The 22,579-nt window shown below is 43.1% G+C and carries 11 protein-coding genes and 1 pseudogene; 5 read left to right on the top strand and 7 right to left on the bottom strand.

Features of this window, described 5'->3' with window-relative positions; translation table 11 throughout:
* The first annotated feature begins 145 nt into the window (after positions 1–145).
* A complete protein-coding gene (locus tag F6J90_RS11095; RefSeq protein WP_293092929.1) occupies positions 146–316 on the top strand; it encodes a hypothetical protein in 171 nt (56 codons plus the stop codon).
* A 330-nt stretch (positions 317–646) separates the two neighbouring features.
* A complete protein-coding gene (locus F6J90_RS11090; RefSeq protein ID WP_293092927.1) occupies positions 647–892 on the top strand; it encodes a hypothetical protein in 246 nt (81 codons plus the stop codon).
* A 193-nt stretch (positions 893–1,085) separates the two neighbouring features.
* Here F6J90_RS11090 and F6J90_RS11085 read toward each other — a convergent pair whose 3' ends face one another.
* The 7 genes from F6J90_RS11085 to tnpA all read right to left on the bottom strand — a co-directional run bounded on the left by F6J90_RS11085 (position 1,086) and on the right by tnpA (position 18,217).
* The gene (locus F6J90_RS11085; RefSeq protein WP_293092925.1) at positions 1,086–1,310 is read right to left on the bottom strand and encodes a hypothetical protein; all 225 of its coding nucleotides are present in this window, start codon (positions 1,308–1,310) and stop codon (positions 1,086–1,088) included.
* A gap of 405 nt (positions 1,311–1,715) precedes the next feature.
* On the bottom strand, positions 1,716–3,503 hold the full coding sequence (locus F6J90_RS11080) for a PfaD family polyunsaturated fatty acid/polyketide biosynthesis protein (protein ID WP_293092923.1): 1,788 nt from the start codon (positions 3,501–3,503) through the stop codon (positions 1,716–1,718).
* A gap of 265 nt (positions 3,504–3,768) precedes the next feature.
* Entirely contained in the window at positions 3,769–9,222 is a 5,454-nt protein-coding gene (locus tag F6J90_RS11075) for a PfaB family protein (protein WP_293092921.1), read from the bottom strand.
* A 222-nt stretch (positions 9,223–9,444) separates the two neighbouring features.
* Positions 9,445–11,196 carry an SDR family NAD(P)-dependent oxidoreductase gene (locus F6J90_RS11070; protein ID WP_293092919.1) on the bottom strand — a complete coding sequence of 584 codons (1,752 nt, stop codon included), beginning with the start codon at positions 11,194–11,196 and terminating at the stop codon, positions 9,445–9,447.
* Positions 11,197–11,653: 457 nt separating this feature from the next.
* On the bottom strand, positions 11,654–12,358 hold the full coding sequence (locus F6J90_RS11065) for a hypothetical protein (RefSeq protein ID WP_293092917.1): 705 nt from the start codon (positions 12,356–12,358) through the stop codon (positions 11,654–11,656).
* A gap of 62 nt (positions 12,359–12,420) precedes the next feature.
* Complete coding sequence (locus tag F6J90_RS11060; protein WP_293092915.1) at positions 12,421–16,626, bottom strand: beta-ketoacyl synthase N-terminal-like domain-containing protein; 4,206 nt, start codon at positions 16,624–16,626, stop codon at positions 12,421–12,423.
* 1,192 nt (positions 16,627–17,818) lie between these two features.
* Positions 17,819–18,217, bottom strand: a complete 399-nt coding sequence (gene tnpA / locus F6J90_RS11055) for an IS200/IS605 family transposase (protein ID WP_293092913.1) — start codon at positions 18,215–18,217, stop codon at positions 17,819–17,821.
* Between the two features lie 77 nt (positions 18,218–18,294).
* Between tnpA and F6J90_RS11050 the strand changes: the two are divergent.
* The 3 genes and pseudogenes from F6J90_RS11050 (at position 18,295) to F6J90_RS11040 (ending at position 22,506) form a co-directional block, all read left to right on the top strand.
* Positions 18,295–19,573 (top strand): annotated as a pseudogene (locus tag F6J90_RS11050) (transposase).
* Positions 19,574–19,962: 389 nt separating this feature from the next.
* Positions 19,963–20,718: a methyltransferase domain-containing protein gene (locus F6J90_RS11045; RefSeq protein WP_293092911.1), complete on the top strand. Its 756-nt coding sequence runs from the start codon at positions 19,963–19,965 to the stop codon at positions 20,716–20,718.
* A gap of 627 nt (positions 20,719–21,345) precedes the next feature.
* Entirely contained in the window at positions 21,346–22,506 is a 1,161-nt protein-coding gene (locus tag F6J90_RS11040; RefSeq protein ID WP_293092909.1) for an aminotransferase class I/II-fold pyridoxal phosphate-dependent enzyme, read from the top strand.
* Positions 22,507–22,579 lie beyond the last annotated feature (73 nt).

Raw genomic sequence — 22,579 nt, 5'->3', positions numbered from 1 at the left:
AGTTGATGTAGGGTGGGCAGCGTAGCGTGGCCGTAGTTCATGTAGGGTGGGCAGTGCTTGATACAGATAATATCTCCTGACAAAGCCCCTTGCTAGGCACTGCCCACCATCGGTGTAGCCCCAAATTGATTTTATTTGATGTAGGGTGGGCAGCCTTAGGCCACGCTACGCGATGAAGCGTTTCGGCAAAGCCGACGCTACGCGAACGCAAAGCGTGGCCTACGGCCTCAGCTTCCGCGCTTATGCGATTGGCCGTAGGCCACGCTACGCGATCGCATCTATACTAGGCAAGTTTAGCTATAGTGTAATATCATAAAAAATACTTATTGTCAAAAAAATGTAAATATTTCTTAATAAACCCCGCCTCGTTGTGTTTATAAACCCACAGAATGTTTCAGACAGATGTCCTGGGATAGGTGGTTGTAGCTGAAACTGACTTCTAGCATTGCGATATTCTGTTCGCGTAGCGCATCGCACCAGTAGCAAAAACCAACATCCCAACTCAAGGGCGTACGCTAAGCAAAACTAAGCCCACGGATCAGCACATTCTTTCCTGATTTTTTACAAAAATGAGATAAACCATTAGCAGCTGTGTATACCCGCACAGCTGATCACACAGGTGCATCTTACTTATTGCTAAATTACTATGTTGGACTTCTTTTTCATCCGCGACACCAAGTTGCTGTTTGAAACTGCCATGGAAAATCCCGAATTGGCTCCGTCCGTGGTTGAACTGCTCTTCCTAGAAGACATTAAGTATAACGTTCGTGACAGCTCAATCTTAAAACACAACTATCATCTGACAAATTTAAGACAAGCCTATGTTGACACTCTCCGGTCTAAAGACGGGGGGCAGGATAGTAGTTGTGACATACTCCCAACGTCGCCCTAACGGGACAGCGCGGGCTTCTTACCAATAAATTAAAACCAAAAAAAAATAGCCGTAGAAATACTATCCACGGCTATTTCAGTGCTGCAAACGCAATTGTCTTGTCTATCAGTTTCCGAATCAATCCGGATGTGATTCTACCCGAATAAACCCGAGCCTTTGGCCGGGGGGGAAACCCCCCCAGAAATTTAACCTATTAACGCCAAGTCGAAGACTTGGTTACAAAACTAATTACTTGCCCTGGAATTCCCGTGGGCTGCAAAGGGCTCCAGTCCGAAAGCGACCCATACCCGAGTGCATAAAGGCCGTAAATAGTTTTGGTAACTGCTTCAGGAGAACCCTTAATGTACTTAATACGTTGTTTCTTTCCGTTATAATCATCAGCATTATTGTCGTGATTCGGGATAAAGTCTGTAGACATGACTAAAAAAATCAATTATGTTTGTAATGATTATTGTAATGATTATAGTTTTAATTGTCAAGGGTTTTGAAAATTTTTTTTTTGGGGGTAGATAATGTTAGGATGAATTGTTAGCTATCAGCTATCAGCTATCAGCTTATGTAGGGTGGGCAGTGCTTGATACATATCAGCTAAAAAAGCACCTTAGTAGGCACTGCCCACCTTACGATTAATCTAGTTCCTGTCGGTGGGCAGTGCTTGATACATATCAGCTAAAAAAGCACCTTAGTAGGCACTGCCCACCTTACGATTAATCTAGTTCCTGTCGGTGGGCAGTGCTTAATACATATCACCTTACAAAACTCATTGCTAGGCACTGCCCACCCTACGATTAATCTGACCGCTGACCGCTGATAGCTAACATTACTAGCTTAAAGGCATCGGACAATAATAACTATAATGCCCTGGCATTTGTAATCCCTGTAGTTTCAAACTTTGCAGGCGATATAAGTAAGCAGCTCCAGTCATAATGTGGTGGGCAACATCTACCACATGGCGCGCTTCGGGTTGAGCTAAGTAAGACCCTTTTACCCATTCATTAAAGGAACCCATAGCAGGACCACACCAGATTTGATAATCCATTTCCCGACCCTTTTCACCAGCACTAGACCAGCGAGATGATAAGCCTAGATACCAGCGGAAAATTAGAGCCATTTTGCGCTTAGGATTGTTAGTAGCTCGGGTAATTTGTTCAGGGTCCCGTTTAGTGAAATAGGCTACTGTATCCTGCCAAACCGATTCAATACTCTTGCCCAACACTTGGGTTTCTAACTTATTTCTTTCCTCAACAGGAATCTCTTCAATCGAGTTATAGCTTCTGTACAGGTCGTACAATTTTTGAGCTCGCATTGGGAAGAGAGTACCTCGTTTGAGTAGTTGCACCTTCACCCCCATCTCAAACATATCCGCACAGGGAGCCATGGTTACGTCAGCCATACCAGCTTTAGCCAGTAAGCGTTTGGTGTGGTCAGAGGTACCAGCTTCCACACAGGCTTGATTAACTGACCCAGTCACCACATAAGCCGCCCCCATCATAAAAGCCGCTAAGGCTGACTCTGGTGTGCCAATCCCTCCTGCAGCACCAACTCTCACTTGTTGCTGGTAACCGTATTGCTGCTGAATTTCATCCCGCAATACGATGATAGAAGGCAGAAGACAGACTAAAGAACGATTATCGGTATGGCCACCAGAATCTGCTTCTACCGTGATGTCATCCGCCATCGGGATTTTTTCAGCTAGGGTAGCCTGTAACTCGGTAATCAATCCTTGTTCAACCAGTTGCCGCAGAAGTTTAGTTGGGGCTGGCTCTAAAAATTTCCTAGCTACTTCTGGACGAGAAATTTTAGCAATGATTTTGTTATTTACCTCAATTTCACCCACTGAATTGAGACTCAATCCAGCAGCTCGATAATATACAATATGAGGAGTTAAATCCATAAAAGCAGAAGCCTCAACGGTCTTGACACCGTGTTTGAGATACAACTCAACCGCTCCTCGTTCTAAAGCTTCTTCACTAGGGCTGTGAATTAGATTAAAAGCGTAGGGACCGTGGGGCAGGGCTTCTTGAATTTGTTTAATGGCAGCTTCAACCCGGTTAGGTACTAAACCAGCAGAGCCGAAACTACCGAGAATTCCAGCTTTGCCCAGAGCAATAACCATAGCCTCCGAAGCAATACCTCCCGCCATCGCACCAGCAGCATAGGCATACTTAAGCCCATGAAACTCTCGGAAATTGCGATCGCCTAATTGTTGAGGTGGCAGCGATGGCGCAACCATCAGGGTTTGTACCAGCTGACTTTGATAACTATCAAACCCATTGCTTTGATTAGCGATTCCAATCCGACCTTGGTTGGTAACTACATAACAGGGTTGCTGTAAATTCAGCAGCTTAGTTTGAATTCCAATATCATCAAAAGAAATTAACTCTGAATAACTTGGCTGACTTGAATTTATCCCATGAAAACTATTGTAGTTACTGTAATTTTCAGTTAATATAGTAGCGGATGAATTGTTTGGTTTATTGCCGTTTTCTAACATGGTTTTAATAGGGAGTAGGGAGTAGGGAGTAGGGAGTAGGGTGTAGGGTGTAGGGAGTAGGGAGTAGGGAGTAGGGAGTAGGGAGTAGGGTGTAGGGTTTAGGGTGTAGGGTGGCACAGGCTTCCAGCCTGTGACCTAACCCATTAGCTGATAGCTGACCACTGATAGCTGATAGCTATCAGCTAAATCCTTAAACCCTAGGGCGTGTTTTCAACTCGGAGATCCCCCTAAATCCCCCTTAAAAAAGGGGGACTTTGAGTATGGCTCCCCCCTTATTAAGGGGGCTGGCGGGGATCTAAATCTTGCGGAAAACATGGCTCCCCCCTTCCGCGCGGGGGGCTGGGGGGGATCTAAATCTTGCGGAAAACTTTGAAGACACGCCCTAGGCTTCTAACAAGCCAATCGCAATATCCTTAATTTCGTAAATCCTCATGTTATCTTTCCACAAACTAGCATCACCAATAATCTTGATCTGTTCATTCTCAACTTCAATAGATGAGATGTGAACTTCCAAGAACATTTTGCGGTTTTCTGGAGTAATCTGACCCCGATATTTCCAAGTAATTTGATGATTAAGGACTTGTCCAAACCGAGGTGATTTAAAGGATTTACCCAAATCTAGCTCCAGGGCATAAACTTGCATAGCTTGCAAGATAGCTTCCACCCCTAGCGCCCCTGGCATCACTGGATCTTGATAAAAGTGACGGGAGAAAAACCAGTCATTTGGGGTAATCTCTGTACTGGCATAAATGTAGCCTTTTTGATACTTTCCGCCTGCTTCTATAATCATAACATCATCTAGAAAATCTAACTGACTGTGAGCTAGACGGTAATGAGGCTTATGAGGTGGAGCGTGATAAAATTTCTGCCGATTTTCAGGAGCTTTCAGGTTAATCGTAATCGCGCTACAATTTAAACTTTGTTCATACCAGGGTGGCACTAGTTTACCATTATCTAAACCCACTTGGTTAGCCAGTACTTGGTGACTAAAATACCCAAATACCATATTCCCCTGGTAAAATTCTTCCCCATCGCAGAACAGTTGGAAATCAAACTTTTGAATAATCGCGCCTTTGACAGCAGTTGATGAGAGCATTGTCACCTTGTCAGTGATAGTTTTGCCTCGGAGATCGATATCCTTGAGAACTTTTCCTTCACCATCCAGATTTCGGAAATATAGATCTTCATCTGGGAATAACAAAGTTGTACCCAAGTGAACACCCAAGAAAATGCACGGTTGACCTGCAATTTCAATGTATGCACAATAAGGCAAATAAGGGTAGGAGTTGTGGTTATAGAACCAAGCTGTTGGAGAAACATCATAGTCTGTAGTAATTGTTGAATTTGGCTTTAATTCGTGCCGTTTACCCTCTACATCTAAGACTCGACTAATTAAGCAAAACTCATTATTCGGTACACGGACGCAACGGCGATTGTCATAAATTTTGAATTCTTGTCCCAGACAGCGAGTCACAGAACCTTGCGCCAGTTCTTTGAGTTGCTCTGAACTAAATAAAGCTGGTGGTTCAGGTGTGGTGATTTGACTAGGTAATGTCCCTAGCTGCTTTTGAGATACTGGCTGTTTTTCCGATAACTGTAAGCCCAAGTTCTTAATCGCAGCAATGGTTTTGCCAGCAAAGATAATATCCACGTTAGCGGACGCAAACGGTTGGGGAGACAGTCCGATTTCAGTAATTTCTAGTTGGTAGACTAATGTACCAGACCCGGGAGTGACTTGTCCGCGAAAACGAGAACTCATGGCAAGTTCAGCAATGGGCTGAAACCTAGCATCTACCGTACGGGTTTGTAGCCCTAAGAACAGTAGATAAAATTGCAACAACTGACAACTTCCTTCAACCATGAGACTACCAGGCATGGTAGGGTCATTTTTAAAGTGACAGAGAAAATACCAATCCTCTGGTGTCACGGATTTTGTCCCCATCACTAAGCCTAATCCTGCTGCTCCTCCTTGGGTATCAATGTCAATGACACGGTCAATCATCAACAGTTTCTGGGGAGGCAAACGCAGTGATGGATTGCCCTGTTGTTGGTAATTACTCCCAAAGCAAGCAGCAATATTTCCTTGGCTTAAGTGGAGCAGGTCTTGTTGGTCAAAAATAAGTTTTTCGCAGGAGAGCAAGGGTTGGAAATGCTGTGGCTGGATGCTGTTAAGTGCTTTATTGTCTTCTTCCGTAGATACAATCCCCTGTCCTTGGGCAAGTTCTTGATCAGAAAATAGTCCAGCACAGCCTCCATCTAATTTCATCCAAAGTGTATCACCAATCCAACATTCTCCCTTAAAAAATATCAGTAAGCTATCTTCAGTTATCACATGAGATGTGATTCTGACTTCATAGCGGAGAGTTTTTATGGCTTCGGGTTGTTTATCTAAAAATGTAGCTGTCAGGTCAAGTAAACGAAATGACCGTTTACCTTTATTCTCGAAGTCAGACCCTAGATAACTTAGTAACAGTAAGATGCCATGACCGGCTTCTTTACAGATTCCTAGGGGAACTTGACCATCGACCGCATACCAAGCATTTGCAGGTAGATCATATTCAGTTTCGATCACACCCGTTTTATAGTTCTCTCGTTCACCCTCTAGTTTAGTGACTCGACTAATAAATAGATAAGGAGGAGAAGGGAGTCGCACTCGTCGGGCATAAGCATCAATACTTTCAAAATCTTTACCAAAGACTCGTGAAACCTTTCCTTCTGTAAATTCCAGTACATCGTCGGCATTAAAGATAATAGTAGTAGATGTTTCTGGGATAGTAGGAGAATTCACAGGTACAGTTTCTTGGTAAGTGAATTCTTGGCTAGGAATCTGATATTTTACTAGGGTCATAGTTTTGGTTTCAGCCATAGGTTGGCTCAACTCTGCTACTGGCTTGGAATTGAAACCCACAGATTTGTCAAAGTTAGCGACGATAATCCCAGAATTGTTGATATCATATTTTCGTTTGGTTTCCAGCAATTTGTCTTGATTACCGGTTACTGACACTAACGTTTGTGATCCTGAAGTTTCTGACACTGAAGAATACAGTGGGGACAAATTCAGAGATACCTGATGACTGACTAATTGTGCCAAAACTTTAACTACAGCAGCGAGATCATCTCCCCTTTTAGGATTGATGCACACCGAGAGATGGTCTTGCTGTTTGAGGGTGTCACTAATCCATCGTGTACAAGTACCTCCAGAGCCCAACTCAATGAATAGTTTGGCTCCATCATCATAGGCACGGTTAATTAGCCGAGGAAAGTCAAGCTCCTGACAGACCCCTTGAGCTAAGTGATTAGCAATGGAGTTTTGGTCAAGGGGAATTGGTGTGTAGCGGGCAGAGGAATAAAATACAATGTCTGGTGTTTTGCTAACTGATACACTATTGAGTTTGCTAAGCTCATTGTATTCAGAAGCCATTGCCTCACAGTGGAGTACCAAGTTGGTGGGAGAACGGAATGAGTCGCAGTTCAAGGCTTCAATTACACGCTTACAGCCTTCGGGCTCTCCCGCAATCACCACTTCCGTCGGGGTGTTGATGTGGGTCAAATAGACTCGGTTTTCCTGTTTCAGGCATTCCTTAACTGTAGATGCTGGTGCCATCAGCACATAACTACTCCACAATTCTGTCCCATCCTGCTGCTGTGGCTTGGTCATCCCCCAATGGTCTCGCACTGCTTTCTGGGAACCAGCTAGGCGACTACGAAATAGCTCAGAGGAATTGACGAAATTACTGCCATAGTCAGCATTGGACCAAACATCTAGGGCATACATCATCGTGCTTTCCCCCATGCTGTACCCAAAGGCAGCTTGGGGCTGCACCTGGAAATACTCTCTCAGGATCTGGGTGAAGAGCACCGCAAAGCCAGTTCCTGTTTCCAGCATCGACAAGGGAGTATCAGCTAATTTGGTTTCTAGGTCTTCTAGCTCCCGTTTTGATAATTGATGCTGACTTCTAGGATAGAGCTGTTTCTCCCGGAAAAATTCACCAGGATTGGAAATCAAGCTAGCAGCGCGGTCATAAATTTTGGGAAACAACTGGAATAGTTTCCGACCCATACCGATGTAGGAATTGAAGGCACCGGGATAAACAAATGCGATCGCACCCTTTTTACCGAGGGGATTGGCCGTAAAATAGCTACCAAGAGGACTTTTCCAGGGTTTCCCTTTGGCAAAAGCACCCTTGATACCCGGTCGCGACCGCTCGATTTCCCGCATCACTTTAGCTTTATCACCCCCAACAATTGCTAGCGCATAAGTTGCCTGGTTTGAACGTTGAAACTTGGCAAAGGTTTCGCTAGCAGCTTGAGACATCGAAGAGCTATTTTCAATAGTTTGCTCTAGCACATCAAGCTGCTCTAGTAAAGCAGATTGGTCATTAGCTGCAATTGGGAAAAGATAGAAGGGAGCTTGTTCTAAGTATCCGTTGCTGCGCTCTGTTTCACTCAAATCTTCTGATAAGATTAAGTGTCCATAACTGCCATCCCCAGCTAAGCTATTAATAGCAGCCACTCGTTTTACTTGTCCTGGTGTCAGAAACCAAGGTCTCGATTCATTAGCAACATAAAAAGGACTTTCTTTCCAAAGCTCCGGCTGTTTCGGTTTTGACCAGTTGGGAGTGGCGGGAATATAGCGATGATAAAGGCACAGAGCGGTTTTAATTAAACTCGCTATACCAGAAGCAATATAAGTATGACCGATAGTGGATTTAACACTACCTAAACAACAGCTCAATTGGGAATTATCCCCTTGATAGGCTGCAATTAATCCCTGAATTTCTGAGTGGTCTTGCTGTTGCACACCACTACCAAACACTTCTAGATAACCAATATCCCTTGGCTTCACTCCAGCTTTCTCAAAAGCCTGCTCACAGGATTGCTTAACTGATTCAGCACCAGTAATCGCACTATTAGCGATCCAGTTAATCCCATCAATCACAGCATAGATGCGGTTTTGATCCTGCTTGGCTTGTTCCGCTCGTTTTAAAACAACAGCACCTGCTCCTTCACCCATGATCGAGCCATTAGCATTATAATCGTAACTTAGGGTAGGTTCACCTGTATTACTGTTGCCATTACCCAATCGAACCTGGTCAAATTCATCGACAAGATTCACAGCACCAACAACCACCGCCTCTACTTCTCCAGCTTTTAGCAGTATTTGTGCTATATCCAGAGCTTTGATAACCGAATTTTCAGCAGCCTCTACGGTGAACGTAGGACCCGAAATATTCCATAAAGTGGCCATTTCACTAGCCACACTATGGTCTTGATTACTAACGGAATTGGAATTAGGGTTTGAATTAGGATTTGAATTAGCGATCGCATAACCGGATTGCCCACTACTAGCGCTCTTCAAGACAGATACTTGATCAGAATCATAAACCATCTTGTTTGTGCTCAGGGATTCCTCCAGGACTCTATCCAGATGCAACCTGCTATCCCTTTGAGCCACTGGAACTCCAGAGCTAAGTGAGGTAATCACTGCCACATTTTTTAGCGGTGTATTCCCTGGCTTAAAACCCGCATCTTTCAAAGCATTATCAACAACATTGCTTATCAGTAATTGCTGATAATTTAACCTGTCAATCTCATTACTTTGGCAGTTAAAATTAAAAGCATTGATATCAACGTCCTGAAAATAATTTCCCCGTGGTAAGGTACCATTGTCACCACCCACTTCTGCTGATAATTGCTGATTTTGCGCCCTACCTTGATATCGGTTATGAGGAATAGGATGAAAATGCTGGCTGCCATCATAAATGCTAGCTGCAAACTTATCCAATCCTTGGCAGGAACCAAAAATAGCATCCATGCCGACAATCGCTATTTCCATTTTTATTGTTATTCCCTAACGTTTTCAAATTAAGAATTGAGAATTAAGAATTAAGAATTAAGAATGAAGAATTTAGAATTTAGAATTTAGAATTATACATTCTGCATTCTGACAAACAACCTACCCTAAACCTTCAACCTACCCTAAACCTTCAACCTACCCTAAACCTTCAACATTCAACCTACCCTAAACCTTCAACATTCAACATTCAACATTCAACATTCAAGAACAAACCAAATCTGAACAAGTGTTTTCCATAAATAGGTGATTAAGTCGAGAGCTGCTGGTCACCTGCATTTGGTCAATCTTTAGATAGATATTTCCTTGAGCCTCGTGAGCCGTAGCATTAGCAACTACTCGATTGTCACTCCTTGAATCAATCTCCAATGAAATATAAAATTCCTGATTAAATGGAATCAAACTAAACTGTTCCAGTTTGCTAAACTGCAAAGGTAAGCTACCTAAATCATCAAAGTACCTAACCCAAACTAGTAGAGCTTGAAATAAAATATCAGCGGTGTAAGGATTGAATGCCTGGACTGGAAATTTACCTTGTTGTTTGACGTCCAAACTCTCCAAACTACATTGAACAGTCAATCCTTCAGCACTGATATTGAGAATTCGCTTCACTCCCTGAAAACGGGGTTTATGGAATAAGGTGCCATTTTGATAAGGTGACAGACTCAGAAGTGCTGGATTTTGGGTACTATTAAATGACTCATAAGTAGTAGCTTGAGGAATTTCCTGCACCAGCTTTATTTGAGTCTTGTAATGATAATGAGGTATTTTTATGGTGCTTTCGCTCGAAACCAGTGCTTCAAATTCTATTGAACCTTGAGATTTTTTAATTTCTTTTAAATCCAGCGTGTAGGAATTGGCCAGGGTGTTGTCGAAAACAATTCCTTTGAGAACTTTGTAGTTGTCACAACTGAAAAATTTGTAACCGGGATAGAGTTGTTCACAAGTATTGGCAATCCATGAGATACCACACATGGCTGGTAAAACTGGATGAGAGGCAATCACGTGGTCACAGACAAAAGGATTCTCGGATAAAGTTAATTTTCGCTGAATCCGGAATGTCTGTTTTTCAGGAGATAGCTGCTTAGGGGAGCCAACAATCGGACGGCTCATCACTAGAATTTGTGCAGTCTCCTGATCAGAACTATTTAATTCATCAATTAACATTTTTGCTCCCACATCCACGGAAATTAATTCCATATCTTGCTGGGCAAAAAACTTCTTTAATTCCGGGGTGACCATCCCCCCATCCCAAGGCCCCCAACCGATAGAAACTACGTGACAATTGGGATACTTATGCTTTAGTACATAGGCATACTTATTAAGGATTTCATTAGCTAAGGCATAATCGGATTGACCAGGATTGCCGTAAAATGCTACAAAGGAGGAAAATAAAACAATGAAGTCTAATTGACTGGGTTGGACACAGCTAAGTAAGCTTTCTAACCCTTCAATCTTGGTATTGTAAACTGTTTCAAAATCCTGCTCTGATTTTTTTTCAATCAACTTATCGGCTAAGTTACCCGCTCCATGAATAATTCCCGTAATCGCTCCAAAGCACTGAATTACTGGTGCTAGCTTAGCATTTAAATCAGCACTATTGGTAACGTCTACACTAAGATACTCTGCCTCTCCTCCAATCTGTTTAATAGTAGAGATAGTTTTAGTAATGTCTCGTCCTCGTGATATAGTATTAAAATGTTTTTTAACTTTGACAGGTGTGGGCTTTTCACCTTGGGCGATCAAATCCTGCATGATTCGCTTTTTCAATTCGGACTCGTCGAAGCAATTTTTAGCCCATTCTGGTTCAGTGTCAGCAATACAAGAGCGACCCAGCAGAATAAATTTGCACCGATATTGCTCTGCTAGTTTAATTACGCATTGAGCCGTAACCCCTCTTCCACCACCGCTGACCAGAACAACGGATGATGAATTAATTGTAGTGTGTTGGTTCATTAGGCTGATCTCCGAGGTAGTGTTTACCAACAGAAAAATCTGTGAGTTTAATCCTCTAAATACTTTTCAGGGCAAGTTTTATCTTTTATGCACAGTGAAGTAGTTTTTACAATTCTTAACATTATGCATTAGTAATTGGTAATTGGTAATTAGTAATTGGTAATTAGTAATTGGTAATTGGTAATTGAGAATTGAGAATTGAGGAAAAGAGCAATCCGTGTCGGAATTGTGAGAATTTTTGATGCCATATTCCCTGTTCCCTGTTCCCTGTTCCCTTTGCTATATAGTTAATCCGCAGCAGGTAAACCCTCTGCGGATTATTACTTAACCTATAGACCTGGTGGGTGGAACGGGCATCTTGGTGGAACGGGCATCTTGCCCGTTTCATTTCCAGACCGGCTATCCTAACACTGGCGGTAGAGGCGGAAAATTACGGCGAGCCCTTCCCTAACGCACCCTACGCAGCCATCGGTGTTTCAGATACTAGTGTCACCCGTCCTTCGGAATTGTATCCCACCTCTAAGATCAGGGAATTGGGATCATAAAGTTCAGTCATCACCGCTTGTGCTGTCGTTTCCGGATCCAACTCCGGACTGAAGTCAATAGCTCTACAAAATACCCCTTGCCACTCTAAGTTGAGAGTTTTGGTTAGACCAAACAGACCACCACCAATGACACCAAAGTCGATTTTTCCTCCTAGTCCAAATTCACCATCTAGATGAGCAGTGGTCAGAAAAGAACTACGCCCCTGATGCGCCGCTTGAGTTAGTGATGTCTTCAAGTGCTTAGCCATGAGAAACACATACTTGAGGATAGCCTTTTCAGCTTTGAGATAGGAGAATCGGTTATTATGGAGCTCTTGAGTGACAGGATGTAGGTGGATAAAGGCTTCAATCGAACCATAAGTCCCTAAAACCAATTCCAATTGCTGTTGCAAGTACTCCTCCCTCAACTCTGTAAGCAAGAGACGATTGACTTCTGGGGGTAGGGGTGGCTGTTGGGCCACCAGAGACTGAGGTAAACTGATGACCACCACCTGCCAACCTCGTTGAATTAAGAGTTGCGCTAGCCTGCTGGTGGTCAAGGAACCGTCATCGGTCAGTAAACAAGTAGAGCGCTGAGGTTTGGGAAATTCCCAGAAATCAGGAGTTGGTAGTGGCATCAGTTTGACAAGGCGACGTTGAATCGGGTGATTGGGAAGGGGTTGCTGATCTACCGGATTGGCTACGCTATTTTTTTTTGAGCCATTGACATTTGGTTTTCCAGGTACTCAACAATCTCACCAAGAGTGCGCTTTTCTGCTAGGGCCTCTGGACTCACTTTGGGCAGTTCAGGGTAGATATCCTGCACTGAACCCATAATTTCCACCCGTTTAATCGAGTCAATCCCTAAATCTGCCTCTAAATCCATATCTAGTTCCAACATTTCTGCGGGATAACCAGTCTTGTCACTGACGACATTTAACAAAGACTCGCCCAGAGCAGACTCTGATATAGAAGTGGCTTCAGTGGCTTCAGGTGACGAGACAGTTTCCGTAGTGGTAGGTGTTACAGGAGCCGCTGGAGATGGTGCTGTCTCGGGAGTGCGAGCCTGAATATACTCAGAAATTTGACGAACCTTAGGCTGCTGAGGCACTTCTGCTACTACAGGTTGCGCTTGAGGAATAGATACAGGAGTTACTGGCTTGGTTGGCTCAGTCACTGAGCTAGTTTGAAATTCAGCAACTACTGGAGTAGTCGTGCGAGTAGGAGCAGGAGCAGGAGTCGGCTCAGACAACTGTTGTTGAGGCAACTGTTGAGGCAACTGTTGAGGCAACTGTTGAGGCAACTGTTGAGTGTTGCTAGAAGTAATCGAGGCAGGTTGCTGTTGCTGAACTTGTGCCTTCACTGGCTTCAACTGGACTGACTGTTTGGTTTTGCTAAGAATTAAAGAGCCAGATTGTTGCTGAATCAGTTGTAAAAAGATTTGAGCACACTGTGCCTGACTATTAAGATACTGTTCATGCACTCGCAGAATTTCTGATTGATGGTGACTAAATTGATTCAGTAGTGCTTCTAGACTGTTGCCTACCACTGGCTGGACATTAGCGTTGGTTTGAGATGTAGTGTGTAACATGTCTTCTGATTCGATAATAGAAACAACAGGATTGAAATTTTGAGTGAAATCTGGAGTGTCAGTTGGTTCAGCTAAGGAAAGCACTGGCGCTAAATCGGGAGTGTGCTCTGGCGTATCTTGGAGAAGACTCGGTGCCGATGGAGACGGAGTGATGTCTTCGGTAACCGTTATCATTTCAGATGGCAGAGATTGAGCCACAGGAGTTGTCTGATCCTCAGTTGCATTGATAGAGGTAATTAGCTCTGTTGTGCCATTTCCCTCTGTTTCTGTGTGTCCGTTTCCGCTTGTTTCCACGTTGGTTTGTTCAGATAACAGGTTTGAAAGCAACTTAGAATCAGGTTCAGTGACAATTGACTTAACCTGTGACTTAACCTGGTATCCATCCTGCAACGCTTGCTCAAAAGCCGCTTTGGTCTTCTCACTGATGTAGTTACTGCCACTTAAGGGCACCTGCATCCGTTTGCTACCTTTGGTTTTGGTAAGGATAGGCTCATGTTGATAAGGATCTAGGTTTTGTAAAGGCAAGCCCGCTACCCGTAACTGCATCACTGCTTGCCGCAGTTGCAAATCACTATCTTTTTCCCGACTAGGATTGAGGGGGATGGCGATATGGGGGCGATCGCCTAGGGTATTCTTGACCAAATTGGTGAGGATTCGTCTCGGTCCAATTTCGATAAAGTAATAACCACCATTGCCGTAAATGTTTTCTATTTCTTGCTCAAACCGCACTGACTTGAGCATCTGGGTTTCTAGGATTTCTTGAATCGCCTCAGAGTCATGGGGGTAAGGTTCAGTAGTGGTATTGGCATAGACTGGGAGTTTAGGACTGTGGAAAGTAACAGACCGCAAGGCTTCAGCAAAGGGTTGACTGGCATAAGAGACAAACGGAGTATGGAATGCGGCTGATACGGGTAATAGGTTAACGGAATAGCCTTGTTTGGTCAGAATTTGTTGTAAGGTGGCAATTTCTGGCTTAGATCCAGAGAGCACGACCTGATTCGGAGAATTATAATTGGCTATCTTCAGATAAGACATACCAGAGATGATTCGCTCCACCTTACCGATATCGCCATTCACCGCTAGCATGGTGCCAGAATCACAATCGTCAACATTCTGGGGGGTACCCATAGCTTGACCCCGAGCTTTAACTAGGTAGAAGTAATCTGCGTCGCTTAATACTCCACCAGCCCAAAGTGCTGTCAGTTCTCCAAAGCTATGTCCTGCCACAAAATCCGGCTTAAACCCAGCTTGTTCCAGGATTTTATACAGACCCACACTGAAAGCACCAATGGCGGGTTGAGCATTTTCAGTACGCTGTATAACCTCAGTCTGAGTCGCCTTTTGATTGTCATCAAACCCAGGGTAAGGGAAAACAACTTGAGAAAGGGGTTTTAAACCATCGTTAATAAACAGGTCATCAAGAGCATTATAGGCATCTTGCACTGGGGGGAAGTTGAGTGCCAGTTTCTTACCCATCTCCAGGTACTGAGAGCCTTGACCAGGAAATAGAGCCACCACTTTGCCTTCAGAAGAAATACCTGTCTGGCGGTAGTAGATGCCACGGGGATGTTCCCAGGATTCTGCTTGCCCTTGTTTTTGCAGCATCTTTATCGTCAGCTTGAGCAAGTGGCAAGCTTCAGTTAAGGATGTTGCCACAAAGCCCACTCTAGCAGCATCCACAGGAACGACTAAGGATTTACAGGAGTTAATCAGTTCTTGATAGTGCTCCAGAGCAGTCTCTGATTCTAATTGGGCGATGACAGCCTCACATCGACTTAACAACTCTTCTGGAGTATTAGCCGACAGTAGAATTGACTCAGGAGTCTTGTGTATACGAAACGGACCAGGTTGTGCTTTGGTATACTCTTCCAGGACGATATGATAATTAGTACCTCCAAACCCAAAGGAACTCACTCCCGCCCGTCTGGGGGTATCGCCTTTCCGCAGCCAGGGTTGCACGTCTGTATTCAGGTAAAACGGAGACTCATCAATCTTAAACTTGGGGTTGGGTTGAGTGATATTAATCGTCGGCGGTAGAATCTTGTGATGGAGAGCTAGTATTGTTTTAATCAGACTCGCAGACCCCGCCGCCGCCTTTGTATGACCAATCTGGGATTTAACACTTCCTAAGGCGATATGTTGTTTCTTCGAGTTATTCTCGCTAAAGACATTATTTAATGCGGTAAATTCACAGAAGTCACCGGCTGGGGTTCCTGTGCCATGGGCTTCCATCAAGCTAACTGTTGAGGGAGAAAAGCCTGCATCTTGATAGGCTCGACGCAATGCTTTGACTTGTCCTTCTGGACGAGGAGCGTAGATACTCTTGTATCGACCATCACTGGATGTACCAATACCTTTGATGACGGCATAAATGCGATCGCCATCCCGTTCCGCATCCTCCAGGCGTTTAATCACCAACATACCTAAACCTTCACCCACCATCATGCCATCGGAGGATGCATCGAACGGATTCAAATAGTCTTTTTTAGAAAAGGCAGGGGTTTTGGTGAAACACATGTAGTTGAGGATAGAATTGTCGGTGTCAAACCCTCCCGTGAGCATCATGTCACAGCGACGTTCCAACAGTTCGCTAATCGCCATCTTAAGCGCACTCAGGGAGCTAGCACAGGCTGCATCTACGGTACAGTTAGTTCCCCCTAAGTTCAGACGGTTAGTAATTCGTCCTGCAACCACATTGGTTAACATGCCAGGAAACGAGTTCTCTTCCCATGACACATAGGCTAATTTAATTTTCTCAATGATTTTTTGGGTATCCTCATCGGAGAAGCCACTACTTTTGAGAACCTTTTCCCAAACCGGGTACTGTAAGCGGGTGGTCAGAGGTGTAATGCTTTTCCATAACCCACTGCCACCGAGGATGACTCCAGTAGTTTCCCGGTTAAATTCCCGAGATTTGTCATAGCCCGCATCTGCCAGTGCTGTCTTTGCCATCATCAGACCAAGCAATTGAGCAGAATCAATGGCTTCGAGGGTATCGGGTGGCAGACCAAATTCTAGAGGATCAAACTTGACATCTGGTAGGAATCCACCGCGTTTAGCATAGGTTTTGTCAGGAGTTTTAGGGTCTGGGTCATAATAGTCCTCTACATTCCAGTGGGAACTAGGAACATCAGTAATACAATCAACTTTGCCAAGAATATTTTCCCAATATTCCTGCAAATTTCTAGCGTTAGGAAACAAAGCTGCCATACCGACAATTGCAATCGGGTTTTGTTGCAGTTGAGAATGCAATTTATTTTGGCTTTTAGTAGTATTATCACTTGTTTCTAGATCAGGGGAAATACTTTTATCCACTTCAACGAACTCCACTTAGCTTTATAGTTTTAATGTCAGCTATCATCTGAGCGAAATTGGTAATTGGTAATTGGTAATAGGTAATAGGTAATAGGTAATAGGTAATTGGTAATTGCTAGTTGGTAATTGCTAGTTGGTAATTGCTAGTTGGTAATTGCTAGTTGACGATTAGCCATTACCGATTACCCATTACCAAAAATCCAGCGTCTATTTGGGAAGTGATTAACCGGACTTGATCTAACATCAATTTAGTCTTGACAACGATCAGAATTTGATATATTTACTGTCTAGGTATTGGTGCCCATACTGAAAAATCCTTTATTGTTAGCTTCTAAAAACTTTTCGGGGGTCAGCCTAAGTTTTATGCCGAGCAAGGATTATTTTTACAAAACTTTACAAAACTGACTTAGACCTAGGGGTGAACAAGATTGACCAAAGCCTTGCCCCACTTGAGCTGAAACCAATTTCGACGCCTAGGTCTGATCAAGGCAACAGGACTCACCCAGGGTGCATCTTATATTTATAAGAAAGAATGTAAGTGTTATAAGTGTTATAAGTGTTATAAATCTTATAAGTGTGGAACGGGCATCTTGCCCGTTTCATTTTTCGGGCAGGCAGGATGCCCACCCCACTCCTATTCATTCCTTAATTCAGCAACGCCGAACAACAAGCCGAGATCAGTAGTAATTTGCCGAAGTGGGCAACAGCAGCGATCGCTTATGGGGATGTGATTAATGAACTCAATAGGGAGTAGGGAGTAGGGGTAACTAAGTTGAATGTATAGCAGTCGAAGTAAAGGTTAAGACATATTTCTGTTCCCTGTTCCGGTGATCCGCTGTTCCCTGTTCCCTAAAACCTAGGAATCTGTACCTGACCCAATTGAAAACTGCTGTAAGTATGATTAACGCTATAGATAGTGTGCCAATCCCTTCAAAACTTTTCAGAAGTCCAAAGTCAAGCATTAGCGTCTAGTTTGACGTTGGAAGTGATTAGGGTTTTTGATCAAAAACTATCCTGAAAAAGCAAGAAACAGCGCTGACGGCTCAACTCTTAACAAAATTTTAGGGTTTGCCTTCCCATACTCTTAGGAGTATGTTAATATTTTGACGGCTTTGTTAGAGTGACCGAAAACCCTGAGGGCGCAAGCCCCTGGATTCTATCCATGGGGTTAGCCCGAACAGGAATTTATTCCCTAAACCTCTTTTTGGTTAGCAACATACCGTTTGATTGTCTCTAGTGGAGCACCTCCAACCGTGGACAGAAAGTAAGAATTAGTCCATAAGGTAGGCAACCTACTTTTCAGATGAGGAAACTGCTCTCTAAGGTACCTGCTAGTTGCTCCTTTAAACCTTTTAACCACTCTGTGGATGCCAAACTGAGGATCGCATTCACAGAGTAGGTGAACATGATCAGGCATTACCTCTAATTCGATAATTTCGACTTGGATCTCCTCTGCTATTTGGTAGAGGAGTTCTTTTAGTCTTGCTTCCACCTCTTCTACTAGTACTGGTCTGCGGTATTTAGGGCACCATACGACGTGGTATTTACATGAGTAGACAATGTTTTTATTGTATTTGAATTTATTTTTCATTTTATCCTGGACATTAGCTATATGTCGTGTATATACTATAAGAGTACACGCAAGATAACGTCAATGAGGTGGTCAGAGTGTTAGCAATGGAGTTCAAAGCCATCCTTAACAAATCCCAACAAAAGGCTGTAGACGAAGCTATTCGTGCCTCTAAATTTGTGCGAAACAAGGTACTTCGCTATTGGATAGATAACAAGGGAATCGGAAAGAAAGAACTCTATCGCTATAACACTCAACTAAGAGACGAGTTTAAGTTCGTAAAAGACCTTAATAGCCATGCTTGTCAGGCTTCTGTTGAAAATGTAGAACGAGCTATTAAACGCTTCTTCGATAACTGCAAGAAGAAGGTTCCTGGCAAGAAAGGTTTTCCAAAATTCAAGAAGCATTGCCGTTCTGTTGAGTATAAGCAATCTGGGTGGAAATTATCACCAGACAAAAAGTCTATTAAGTTCACCGATAAGAAAGGTATTGGCAAAATAAAACTCAAGGGAACTTGGGACTTGTGGTGGTTCGACCAGAAACTTATAAAGAGGGTTAGGATTGTCAAGAAAGCCGATGGGTATTATGTCCAGTTTTGCGTCAAAGTAAATAGGACTGAAAGCTTAGAAAGTACCGGATACGCTGTTGGATTAGATGTAGGACTGAAAGAGTTTTACACTGATTCCGATGGCTACTCGGAACCCAACCCTAGGTTTTACAGAAAAAGCGAAAAGCGTGTAAAATTCTGTCAACGTAGACTTTCCCGAAAAAAGAAAGGCAAGGCCGTAGGCCACGCTACGCGAACAGCCAATCGACGAAAAGCCAAAAATAGACTAGGTAGAGCACACCTTAAGATAAGTAGGCAGCGTAAAGAACATGCCAAGAGACTGGCGCGTTGCGTAATCCGGTCTAACGACCTGGTCGCCTATGTTCGCGCAGCGTGCCGTAAGGCAAGACTTGAAGGTCAAAAACTTAGTCAAAAATCATTGTCTTGCCAAGTCTATTAATGATGCTGGTTGGCGTCAATTTCGGGGATGGTTAGAGCATTTTGGTCAAAGGTTTAACAAGATAACAGTTGCAGTCAATCCAGCCTACACTAGCCAGAACTGTTCTGAGTGCGGTGAGGTAGTTAAAAAGTCTTTATCGACTAGGACTCATGCCTGTAAATGTGGTTGTAATTTAGATCGCGATCATAATGCCGCTAAGAACATACTTAATAGAGCCTTGAGTACGGTGGGGCACACCGAAACTTTCCTGAACGCTTGGGAAGATCTGTCCTCTACTTTTCCTGATTCCGGTCTGGTTAAGCAAGTCAGTTCGTTGAACCAAGAATCCCCCGGCATAAGCGCCGTGGGGAGTGTCAAAAGGCAATTCTAGAATGGAGGTGCAATGAGGCGAATTTTATTATCTGAGCAGCCACAATACAAACCATTGCCACGAGCACTAGCAAGTTGGCCGTAGATGAGGCAATAGCAGAAGAAGCGTACGCAGCAATTGACTCCCTCAGCCATCTCAATTTATAGGGAATCCATATCTTCACCGAAAGCAATGTCCTAGACTACCAACAATGGTCTTTGATATCAAAGAATCCCTAGACCAAAAATTTATCATTTGGGTTTAATCAAATCTTAACCAATTTTGCCCTTTACAATTATCCAACTGACGTGGTAGATCAAGATAGAACCATGAAGTCAATTCCTTCCCATGGGAAAGTGAACAAATTTTGGATAACCAATCCTAAGCAACGATAGACACTAGAAACAGATATGCAGAACGTTGATTTTGAGATAAAATTACCAGAAATCGAAAGTGCTCGCAACTTACCCATCCAAGAAGAATTCTTTTGGCTAAGCCAAAATGGAAAGGAAACCAAGCTCAGAGTACATGACTATAGTCAATTGTACCGGATTCCTGATCTGTACAGACATTTAATTGAAAAATTGCACTCTATATCCCATACCGTACTATCTTCTCGACTGATAGATCGAGTCACCCAAGCTGGTGAAACGGTTGAGGATCTGGTACTGCTAGAAGTTGGGGCAGGAAGTGGAATGGTAGGAAAAGCTCTAGTGGACTTGGGGGTCAAGTCAGTCACTGGAATTGACATTCTTCCAGAAGCAGCTGAAGCGGCAGCACGGGAATACCCAGGAGTTTACGAGAATTACTATGTTGAAGACCTGACTAATTTAAGCAACACAGCACGGGAGGGGTTAAACAGCCAAAGCTTTAATGGTCTAGTTTGCGGATCTGCTCTTGGGTTTAATCACATTCCTGCCCAAGGCTGGGCTAGCGCATTTAATGCGATCGCACCCAATGGCTGGATTGCTTTTAATGTGCAGAAAGAACGGTGGGAGGACAAAAGCTCGGCTTCTTTTGTGGCATGGCACCCTTGGGTAGGCAAAACTGACATTTTTGAGATTGTTGAAACCCATGAGTATCAGCACCGATTTCACTTGGACGGACGCCCCCTATACTATATAGCCATTATTGGCAAAAAACGAGGCAACATACCGGAAAGCTAGCTGAAAATCGAGGTAACTGAAATGGCAGAACCAGAATTAATTGAAGTTGCTAAGCTGTTGAGCATTTCAATTTTGTTCCTGAAAGCCTTGCTGCTAGGGTTCTGAGCTTCAAAAATCCCAATTTAAATGCATCCACGCTTACCTGCGCCATCAAAATACTATAAATTGGTTTTTCTGGCCATTTCATCAGTCCAAAATGACGCTATAGCGTCATTTTGGCTTGGTATTTCTCAATAACGGGTGCCTCTTTTGGTTGTCAATCAATAACTCAGCGACGGGTGTTCTGACCTGAGGGGGTTTACCCCACTCGCGCTTTGCATCAAGACAGTGATATGCACCCCTCAATAACTCTGTCTGTCAGGTCGATTTCTTGATAGGTAGCAACTTGATTTAACAAGTATTGGCTACGGAACTCCATGTCTCTCCTCGTGGTCTCACTTTATAGGGAGAGCTTGATCAGAGTAGACCACCTTAGCTAATTGTCAAAAAACATGGGTAGTGGTACACAATGAGTGATTTTACCCCCCAAAACTTTGACCGGATCAACACCTAAACCACTACCCCTATCTCACTACAAAAATGTGAATTAGGTTTGTAAAAACTATTACTTTTTTAATGGATAAAACTGTGTCTAAGCAAAAAAAAGAAACTTACAGTAACAGTTGTATTACTCCCATATATCATAACGCTGCTTATTTTTTTGAAAATACGGAACAGGTCATAAAGTATCACCAGGATGAAGTACGTTTAGGACGATATGGAAGGTATGATAATCCAAATTGGTTGGAATTTGAAAGCAAAATGGCGGCTCTTGATAATTATGATGATGCTCTGATTTTTTCTTCAGGGATGAATGCGATAGTCACAACTGTATTCAGTTTTATTGAGCCAAACGATATATTACTTTACACGGGCAAGTGTTATAGAAATATTAGAAAGTTTTTTAATTTAGTCTTGCCTAACTTGGGAGTAAAAACCATACCTATAGATCCAATGATTAGGGATGATTTTCATAAAAACATTGAAAATCAATATCAAAGCAATGTCAAAATTGTATTTGTAGAAATGCCGTCAAACCCCCATTTGTATTTAGTTGATTTAGCTACACTAAAAAGTCAGATCGGCACTGATACTTTACTGATTGTGGATAGTACCCTATCAACACCGTATAATATTCAACCGCAAAGGTTTGGAGCAGATTTGACCATTCATAGTTGCAGCAAGTATATCGGAGGTCATGGCGATCTTTTAGCAGGGAGTGTAGCCGGGTCGCGAGAACTAATTGAACAAATTAGGAGTTACCGAAATATTATGGGAGGGATTGCCGATCCCCATTGTGCTTTTCTGTTGAATAGAAGTTTGGATACTCTGGAAATTAGAATGAAACATTTCAATGAAGCTGGAATTAAAATCGCCAAATATCTGGAAGAGCATCCTAGGGTTAAAAAAGTTTTTTATACTGGTCTAGAGAGTCATCCTCACAGCTATTTAGCCAAAAAATATTTAATGGGACATGGGGGATTAATATCCTTTGAACTAGATGCTGATCGAGAAGTAACATCAAAATTTGTGGATGCTTTACGAGTTCCGTTTATGGGAACCAACTTTGGCTCCAGCAATGCTATGGTTGAACAATGCAGTGTCTTTACTTATTACCAACTCTCTCCCACCGAAAAGCAAGAGATAGGAATTACTGATAGCTTGATCAGACTGAGTATCGGTTATGAAGATAGCGATCTAGTAATCAAAGATATAGACCAAGCCTTGAAAACAATTGATCAGCGTTAATAGCGAAGACGATTAATTTAGTGGGCAGTGCTTAATAGATATCACCTTAAAAAGCCCCTTGCTAGACACTGCC

This window comes from Moorena sp. SIOASIH (assembly GCF_010671925.1).
In the GTDB taxonomy this organism is placed as follows: Bacteria; Cyanobacteriota; Cyanobacteriia; order Cyanobacteriales; family Coleofasciculaceae; genus Moorena.
Note: the sequence above shows the minus strand (reverse complement) of the source record. Positions and strands in the feature narration are given on the sequence as shown.

Bases quoted from the DNA above. Each gene is read 5' to 3' on its own strand.
- F6J90_RS11090 (WP_293092927.1), top strand. From the start codon at position 647: ATGTTGGACTTCTTTTTCATCCGCGACACCAAGTTGCTGTTTGAAACT.
- F6J90_RS11085 (WP_293092925.1), bottom strand. From the start codon at position 1,310: ATGTCTACAGACTTTATCCCGAATCACGACAATAATGCTGATGATTAT.
- F6J90_RS11075 (WP_293092921.1), bottom strand. From the start codon at position 9,222: ATGGAAATAGCGATTGTCGGCATGGATGCTATTTTTGGTTCCTGCCAA.
- F6J90_RS11070 (WP_293092919.1), bottom strand. From the start codon at position 11,196: ATGAACCAACACACTACAATTAATTCATCATCCGTTGTTCTGGTCAGC.
- F6J90_RS11065 (WP_293092917.1), bottom strand. From the start codon at position 12,358: ATGCCACTACCAACTCCTGATTTCTGGGAATTTCCCAAACCTCAGCGC.
- tnpA (WP_293092913.1), bottom strand. From the start codon at position 18,217: ATGAAAAATAAATTCAAATACAATAAAAACATTGTCTACTCATGTAAA.
- F6J90_RS11045 (WP_293092911.1), top strand. From the start codon at position 19,963: ATGCAGAACGTTGATTTTGAGATAAAATTACCAGAAATCGAAAGTGCT.